This is a genomic window from Bradyrhizobium sp. GW821-FHT12B03 (genome assembly GCF_058807535.1).
Window position 1 is genome coordinate 1 of sequence record NZ_JBXAQU010000047.1, and the last position, 2,093, is coordinate 2,093.

Below are 2,093 nucleotides of genomic sequence, written 5' to 3' on the forward strand. Positions count from 1 at the left end.
TCGCGGCCTGAGACAGGCCCGGTTCCTGGCTTCTCTCCGACTTACCTGGGAAGGGCGTTTTTACACAGCCAAGACCCTTTGCAGACCAACGGAAACTGCAAGCTTCCCCGCCGGGAACCAGCCAAAATGCTTCTGGAGATGCCAACCCGCTTCGCTGCCTCAGAAAGCGTAGGACAGAGCCCCTGACTAATCAGTCAGGCCGTCTTCGCTTGGCGGCCGACCGGGGTTTGTGCCCTCGCTGGTGTCTGTGCCAAAGCTCGAATTGACCTTTATCAAAGGCCCGGGTCCGATCCGAGAGTATGCAGCGACTTCTTATTAGAAGGTTGTGATTTGATTGCGGAGGAACTGCCATGTTCAAGCGCATTCCATTTACCCCTGGTAATCTAATCCATCATCAATGGGGCACCGATGACATCCTCGCAGGAGACCCAACCAGAACTATTTTGATCGGGGATGCTGGCGGCAGCATGTTCGATTTTTCAAGGGGCGGCAACGACACCTTCACGGCGCCGCCCTCGGCTGCGGGGGACGCCTTCATCCAATACGCCTTCTACGGTGATGCGGCCGGCGGCATGTTCGATTTTGCTCGTGGCGGCGATGATACCTTTACGTTCGCTTCCCAGAGCAACACTGCTTACGGTGACGCGGGCGGTGATATGTCCGGCCACAGTAAGGGCGGCAGCGACATTTTCAGCGGAGCTACCCCCTCTACCAACAACTTCTTTGGCGATGCGGGCGGCAACATGTCCGGTCATGCTCAGGGCGGCGACGATTTCTTCACGGGCGGCAGCGGCGGCGGCTCCAACACTTTTTATGGTGATGCGGGCGGCAACATGTCTGGCGATGCTCGGGGCGGCAACGATACCTTCACGGGCGGCTCCTTCACCTCCAACACTGCTTATGGCGATGCGGGCGGCAACATGTCCGGCCACGCTCGGGGCGGCAACGATACCTTCACGGGCGGCTCCTTTTCATTCAACACGTTCTATGGCGATGCGGGCGGCGACATGTCCGGCGATGCTCGGGGCGGCAACGATACCTTCACGGGCAGCACCAGCTTCCCAGTTCCCTCCTCTAACACTTTCTATGGTGATGCAGGGGGCAACATGTCCGGCCACGCTCAGGGCGGCGATGATGCCTTCACGGGCGCCAGCAAGGCTACCAACATTTTCTATGGCGATGCGGGCAGCAACATGTCCGGTCATGCTCGGGGCGGCAACGACACTTTCACGGGCGGCGCCCTCTCCCTTCAAGCGTTCTATGGCGATGCGGGCGGCAACATGTCCGGCCATGCTCTGGGCGGCAACGACATTTTCAGCGGAGGTAACGACTCGATCAACACTTTCTATGGCGATGCGGGCGGCGACATGTCCGGCGATGCTCGGGGCGGCAACGACACCTTCGCGGGCGGCGACAGTTCCTTTATTGGCTCAACAACCACTTTCTATGGCGATGCGGGCGGCAACATGTCCGGCCACGCTCGAGGTGGCAACGATACCTTCATGGGAGGCAGCAGCTTCGGCGTCGCTTCGACGACCAACATTCTCTTCGGTGATGCGAAGTCCCTGTCCGGCTTTGCCAAAGGCGGCGACGATACCTTGTTTGCCGGAACTGCAGCACCGGGCGGGACGACCAGCAATGTCTTGTGGGGCGACGGGGCATTGCTTGGCTGCGCTCAGGGCGGCAAAGATCTGTTCGTGTTCAAGGACGACGGCCTGATGACAGTCGGGACCCAGAACACCATTGAAGACTTCAGCCAAAGTCAGCATGATCGGATCGAGTTCAGCAACGTGGCGGGCGTGCACTCATTCAATGATCTTGTCATCGTCCACACTGGTACTGACACCCTCATTACCGCAGGAGCGGATCAGGTGACTCTCCACAACTTTGGCGGTTCGCTCACGGCATACGACTTCTTGTTCGCCTGAAACCGAACGGGCTCACTCGCGGGCTGAGAGCCGCACTACCGGGGATGTCTGTTTGCGTTGACTTGGCTGTGCTGCGCGACGTCGCCTGTTGGCCGATTTCGTTGAAAAAGGCTGCAGTAGTCCGATGTATTGGCGCCAGCTCCGAAGCGGCCTAGCGGCTGGGTT

At 59.4% G+C, this 2,093-nt stretch carries 1 protein-coding gene; it reads left to right on the plus strand.

The features are described 5' to 3' along the window. Positions 1-350: 350 nt before the first annotated feature. Positions 351-1,928 carry a hypothetical protein gene (locus AC1RUR_RS38280; RefSeq protein ID WP_492853328.1) on the plus strand — a complete coding sequence of 526 codons (1,578 nt, stop codon included), beginning with the start codon at positions 351-353 and terminating at the stop codon, positions 1,926-1,928. The last annotated feature ends 165 nt before the right edge of the window (positions 1,929-2,093 follow it).